This window comes from Prosthecobacter sp., assembly GCF_044373815.1.
Classification (GTDB): domain Bacteria; phylum Verrucomicrobiota; class Verrucomicrobiia; order Verrucomicrobiales; family Verrucomicrobiaceae; genus Prosthecobacter.
Genome location: NZ_JBIPNG010000417.1, coordinates 1 through 5920 on the forward strand (window position 1 = coordinate 1; position 5920 = coordinate 5920).

Sequence of the window (5920 nt, forward strand, 5' to 3'; positions counted from 1 at the left end):
GTCTTTCTCGGCACTGATGTAGGCACCTGCCAGCTTGGTTCCGATTTGTCTTTGGTTCGGCATACTTATGAAAAACAGGGAAAAACGAGTCGAGGGTGATTAACACCTAGAATCACCCACCCATGGTTTAATTCAACAGATTTTAATTTGACGGGTGATTATCACCTGTGCAGAATAGGTGATTATCACCCGCAGCAAGGAACAGCAATGAAACTAGCAGGAGCATACATCAACGATGATACATACGGGCGGCTGGTGGCCCTGGCGGCGGCGAACAACCGCACGCTGGCAGGCCAGTGCCGGCACCTTTTTGACCGCGCGCTGCGGGGCGAGCTGCAGGTGCCGCAAGGCACGGGCACGCTGCCGAAGCAGAACGAGCCGATGACGCAGGCGATGAGCATGGCGGCGGCGGCGACACCCTGGCAGCCTTCGGCATCCAAGGCGCTGGGGGTCGCGCAGCCACCACGGGGGGGCGCCCCGCAAGAGCCGCTGCGGGCGGTGCCTCGGGTCCTGGCCGCGCTGAAGGCGGGGGCGATGCCGGGCTCTCCGGTGAAGCCGCAGCCGGCAGTGAATGCCCCGCTGAATCCACACTCGGTGCCGGGTTCTCCGGCGAAGCGGCAGCACGTGGCAAATGCGACGCTGAATCCTCAGCCGAATGCTGGTGCCGCGATGAATCCGCAGCCCGTGGCCGAAGCGGCGGCGGCCATGGCGGAGGCGGTGCCCCACGGGGCGCTGCGTGGATGTGAGAATGTGCCAGTGGCTGGTGTGGGCATGGTAGGAGTGGTGCCGCTGGTTGCCGGCATGATGTTGTCCACGCCCGGGATGAGGCCAGCCACTGGCCTTTCTCACCCTGTGCGGTCTGCGGTCTACACCGGTCCTGGCGAAGGCGATGAAGATGGCAATGGAGACGAAGACGGCGAAGAAGATGGTGAAGAGGATGGCGAAGAAGTCGGGGACGACGCCCGCAATGACGCGTGCTTTTTTCAATCGCCCCCCCTGCCAATGCCAAACACGAAGACGAATCCAATGACGAACACGAACCCGAACCACCCACGACCATGCCTGCACGCCATGCCAAGCCCCCTGCCCCACTCAGCGCCACGAGACGCGCACGAACCCCGAAACGCAGCGCGGAGGATGCCGCAATGAAGCAAAAGCACTCGCTCCCGGAGCTGCTGCAGAAGTCTGCGCAGGCGCTGCCACCACAGCGGCCGGGGCGCTTCCGCCCGCTGCTGCCGCTCTTCATGGCGATGGCGGAAAAAGGACACACGGCGGGGAGCATGGCGGATTTTCTCATCGAGCAGCGGGAAGTGCTGCCGGTGCAGCGCCGCTCCGCCGCCAAAAGCATCCGCAACCTCCTGGCCCGCCACTGCTCATGACGTACGCGGTTTCCATGATGATCGTGCTGCTGGGCGCGGCGCTGCTGGCGCTGCGCTGGCGCGCCTGGCAGAACCACCTGGAGATCACGCGGCTGCGGCGCAATGGCCACCGCCGCGTGGCCTGCCGCCAGTATCGCCGCGGGGCGGTGCACCCGGACTTCCTGCGCGGCCTGGCGGAGCTGCTCGTGCTTCTCCTGCTGCTGGGCGCCGTGCTCGGCTGGCTGGGCGCGGCGGACCCGCCGGGCTGGTGATCTGTACGCGTTTTTACATATACCATTTTGTGCTATCTTCTAACGTCCTGTGACGGGAGGTGCATGCGTGGGCAATGACGAAATCCGAGCCGAGCGAAGCGAATCCATGACGAATGAATGTCGAAATCCGAATGCTGCGTCGGGCGCGGCGTCCCTGCGGGGGATGGGCGTCCCGCCTGTCGCTCTGCAGCTTGCGCGGAGGATGGGCGGTCGGCCAGTCAGGAGGCTGCGGGTCCGCGCCACCCAGCGCTGTTCCGTAGTCCCGCCTTTAGGCGGCTCTGGATCGCACGGCCCACACAGACCGCTGCCGGATCCGGAACCGCCTAAAGGCGGAACTACAATACGTGCTCTCAGGCCTTCGCCGCGATGGGGGCTTCACGATGCCCGACGCAACACTCCAGCATCCAGCACTCTATCACCTGAAACTTTCATTTTGAAACACCGCCCTCCCATGGTTCGCGCCGAATACAGCGCCGCATGCCCCAGCGCCCCTGGAGCGCGGGCCTCCGAGCCCGCAGCGGGTCGCCTTCACATGGCGGGTGGTGCTTCATCCAAAACACCTTCGGCACAAGAAGCACCGGCGGAGCGCAAGAGCTGGCGGCAGGGACACTGTGGCGCTGCGCCTGATGGCGGAGTGCTGCGGACTCGGAACCGAAGCGCAGAGGAGGTAGCCAGCCGCAGGCTGCCCGAAGGGGGAGCGAAGCGAGGCAATTCCGCGCTCCGCCGCCCCCTAACCTCAGCCCGGCTGTCGCCGCTATCGCAGTTCTCGTCCTTGCTGATTCAAGACCTGCAACCATCCGGCACAGCCTATGGGATGCCTTGAAACCTGAAATCTGAAACGCAAACACCATGAAAACACACGACATCGATGTCCTCCTCCACGTGATCAAACCGGACGGTCACGGCAGCAATCCGCTGGCCACAGAGCTGTACCGGCTGGCCTGCGCGCTGCAGGAGCAGACGGACAAGGTGCACGCGGCGCTGGACACGGTGCGCAATCCCAAGTTCAAGGGCGATGTGACCGGCGAGCTGGCTCCCTGGCCGGGCCATTTCCCGCTTGAGCTGGACCACTCGGACGACAGCCTCAATGACATCCTCGTGCGCGGCCAGTCCGTGAGCGAGCACCTGGCCGCCGGCCTCTGGGAGGAGGCGGAGGCCTATGTGCAGGAGCGCTTCGGCGCGGAGCTCAGCGAGAGCACGCGCCGCGTCATCGCCCGCATGGATGCGGCAGACCTCCGCAGCGCCCGCGCCGCCTGAGCCGGGGTCGTTAGCTGGTATCTTCTTTCTCATCCTACCATGTTTTGCCAGATCAGAGCTCCAAATGCGTGCGGAGGCCGTGATACCGCCGCTGGTGGTGCGCCGCCCGCACGGAGGACAGGCGTCCCGCCTGTGCGAGCGCTGCGGCCTGCCTGGAGGATGGACCTTCGGCCTGTCAGGGAACTGCGGGTCCGCGCCGCTCAGCACTGTTCCTTAGTTCCGCCTTTAGGCGGTTCTGGATCCGGCTGCGCGGAGTGTGAGCCGTGCGCTCCAGAACCGCCTAAAGGCGGAACTACAATACATGCTCTCTGGACTCCGCCGCAGTGGGAGCTTCGCGTGGCGCGATGTCCGTCATTCGTCATTCGTCATTCGTCATTCGTCATTCGTCATTCGTCATTCGTCATTCGTCATTCGTCATTCAATCCCCAGCGACGCGGCAGGATCGAGTTCGAGGACGAATCCCAAATCGCTCACCACTCACTGCCCCACTGACTCTCCCCATCTGACTGTCTCATTACCTCTCCCTCCCCCTCATCCCCTTCCCCATGACTTCCATCACTGACGTGCTTCATCACCTGGTCCGCCGTGGCCTGGCGCTGCGCATTGAGACAAATGGCACGCTCTTCATCTACGATCCGCGGCGTTACACGCGCGGGGCGGATGCGGAGGTGGGGCGGCATCTGCCGGCGAAGACGCAGGCGCTCAGCGCACGGGCGGAACGCCGCCTGCTGGAGGAGGCACGGCACGCGCTGACCTCGGCGGTCGCGATTTCCACGGGAGCTGCGGCGTCGCAGCCCCCATTCACTACCACGATGTGCTATGCGGGTGCCGGCATGCGGTGCACGGGCGGCACGCGGACAGTTTGCACGGCCTCCACCTCCGCCGCAAAACCTGCAGCGTCGGCTTCTGCAGCGGCGGTTGTTTCGGCACCGGGCGCAGCGGTTTCTTCAGCGCAGCCTGCGATGAACCCCGGCGCGACGACCACGACTTCCACAGCGGCTCGAAAGGTGATCGTGCTGCCGGAACAGGACCGCAGCTTTGCGCCCACGGGCGCGCAGTGGCGGGGCATCACCTGGCTGGATGTGCCGGGGCATGACGTGCACATCAAAAAGCTGAACTTTGCCCTGCTCAAGCGCGGCAAGCTTGACCGCTACAAAGAGTGCGCCGGACTGCACGGTGCGGCGCTGCGCCAGCGGCTGCAGGACATCAGCGAGCGCAATCGCGACAACGGCCACAAGCGCGCGGAAGAGGCCCGCCTGCGCCGTAAATCCACCCAACGCCCGAAGCCACCATGAAGACTGACGATGAGGATGCGGATGGCCGCAAAGAGGCGCAAAAAGGCGCAAAAAAGGGACTGGGAAACCGGGGCCTGCAGGGTGCTGTCGTGCGCTGTAGCAAGGGTGTGCGGCGCTCTTCGGAGATGGAGGATAGGTCATTTAGGACCTATTCGGCCTATCAAACCTATTTGGCGGATGCGCCCGATTTTCCACCTGAGGCAAACCAGCCACATGCGCCGCGAAGCTCCAGGCACGGGCACAAGCCACCACACCCGCGCGCGGACACGCCACCTCACAGCCTCACAGCCTCACAGCCTCACAGCCTCACAGCCTCACAGCCTCACAGCCTCACAGCCTCACAGCCTCACACCGCATTCCGCATTCCGCATTCCGCATTCGTCATTCCGCCGCCGCCTGATCCTCCCCTGATGCCAGAATCCACCATGTTCTCCCACTTCCCCCTACCCATCCACTTTCCATGAGCGTTCGCATGATCGAGAGCATCAAACGCCTGCGCGTGACGCCCACGCAGAAGCTGGTGCTGTTTTGCCTGGCGGACTGCCACAATGGCGACACGGAGCGCTGCGATCCGTCCTACGCGCACATCATGCAGATCACCGGCCTCTCCAACCGCGCGGTGGCCACGGCGCTGCACGCGCTGCGTGACGCCCGCGTGCTGCAGTTTGACAGCCGCAACGGCTGGCGCACGAGCTATCAGATCACCCCGCAGAGTTTCGATGCCGCAAATTCTGCATCGTCCGCTTCTGCGGCATCGCCTGCCGGGGTGCTACATGGGGCTTCATCGGCGGCTTCGACCGTTGCCGCATCCTCGGTTTCATCGTCTGCATCAGCATCACCGGCACCACCGATGTCGCCCATGATGGCAGCCACGGGGGCTGGTGGTGAACATGTCGCACCGCCCCCTGTGAACGTGCTTCACAGCCATGGCCGCGCCACCCGTGCCTGTGCTGCAGCCACTGGTGAACGTGATTCACAGCCTCCTGTGAACGTGCTTCACAACTGGGAGCACGCCACCTGTGAACCTGCTGCCGCTCCCTGTGAACGTGGTTCACTGCCGCCTGTGAACGTGCTTCACAGCCATGGCATCGCCTCAAGTGAACCTGCTGCGCAAACCAGTGAACCTGGCTCACGGCCACCTGTGAAGGAGGTTCACATAAACCGGAAGGTATCGGAAGGAACCGGAAGTACGGGCGGCAGGCCGCCCCAGACTGACTCACTCTCCGAGATGGCAGCACCTGCTGCCCCAGCGGCTGCGGTGGAGCCGCCGCCGCAAAACCTGAAACCCCGCCGTGAGGACTGGCGGGACTGGCACCGCCAGCAGGCCAGGAGGGCCAATGCGGTGAGCGCTCCGCTGCATGCCCCGCCCGAGTTTGCGGAGTCGTGGACGCGTTACCGCGACTACCGCACCCGCCGTGCCACGGAGGCGCGCATCTCCTCCGAGTCCGTGGCCTGGACGCTCGATGCCGCCGAGGCCGCCCTGCGCCTGTGCGAGCGCCACGCCGCCACCCATGGCTGGTCCGCCGTGGCCGCGCAGGTGGATGCCGCCATCCACGCCCGCTGGCAGGGCCTGCATTTTCAAAATTCCAACCCTCACCCCTCCAAAGCCCATGCCCACCCCCGCCCAACTCCTGCGCGCAGTGACAGCGCGAATGCCCCTGGCCGCTACGCCTGAAGAGGCCCTGGCAGACCTCCACCCGCACGTGGCCGCATGGCCGTGGCGGTTTGAGGTGTATCA

At 64.7% G+C, this 5920-nt stretch carries 6 protein-coding genes; all 6 read left to right on the forward strand.

The genetic code is table 11. The annotated features are described in order from the left end of the window. The first annotated feature begins 207 nt into the window (after positions 1-207). The 6 genes from ACIREA_RS24785 to ACIREA_RS24810 all read left to right on the forward strand — a co-directional run bounded on the left by ACIREA_RS24785 (position 208) and on the right by ACIREA_RS24810 (position 5857). Entirely contained in the window at positions 208-1149 is a 942-nt protein-coding gene (locus ACIREA_RS24785) for a hypothetical protein (protein WP_397385017.1), read from the forward strand. Then, positions 1146-1379, forward strand: coding sequence for a hypothetical protein (locus ACIREA_RS24790; protein ID WP_397385018.1), 234 nt, complete (start codon positions 1146-1148; stop codon positions 1377-1379). Before ACIREA_RS24785 ends, ACIREA_RS24790 begins: the two co-directional genes overlap by 4 nt. Before the next feature lie 14 nt (positions 1380-1393). Continuing rightward, positions 1394-1630 (forward strand): hypothetical protein, encoded by a 237-nt coding sequence (locus ACIREA_RS24795; protein ID WP_397385019.1) that lies wholly within the window; start codon positions 1394-1396, stop codon positions 1628-1630. Positions 1631-2479: 849 nt separating this feature from the next. Further along, positions 2480-2887 carry a hypothetical protein gene (locus ACIREA_RS24800; RefSeq protein WP_397385020.1) on the forward strand — a complete coding sequence of 136 codons (408 nt, stop codon included), beginning with the start codon at positions 2480-2482 and terminating at the stop codon, positions 2885-2887. 545 nt (positions 2888-3432) lie between these two features. Further along, a complete protein-coding gene (locus ACIREA_RS24805) occupies positions 3433-4182 on the forward strand; it encodes a hypothetical protein (protein WP_397385021.1) in 750 nt (249 codons plus the stop codon). Positions 4183-4642: 460 nt separating this feature from the next. Further along, positions 4643-5857 (forward strand): helix-turn-helix domain-containing protein, encoded by a 1215-nt coding sequence (locus ACIREA_RS24810; protein ID WP_397385022.1) that lies wholly within the window; start codon positions 4643-4645, stop codon positions 5855-5857. The last annotated feature ends 63 nt before the right edge of the window (positions 5858-5920 follow it).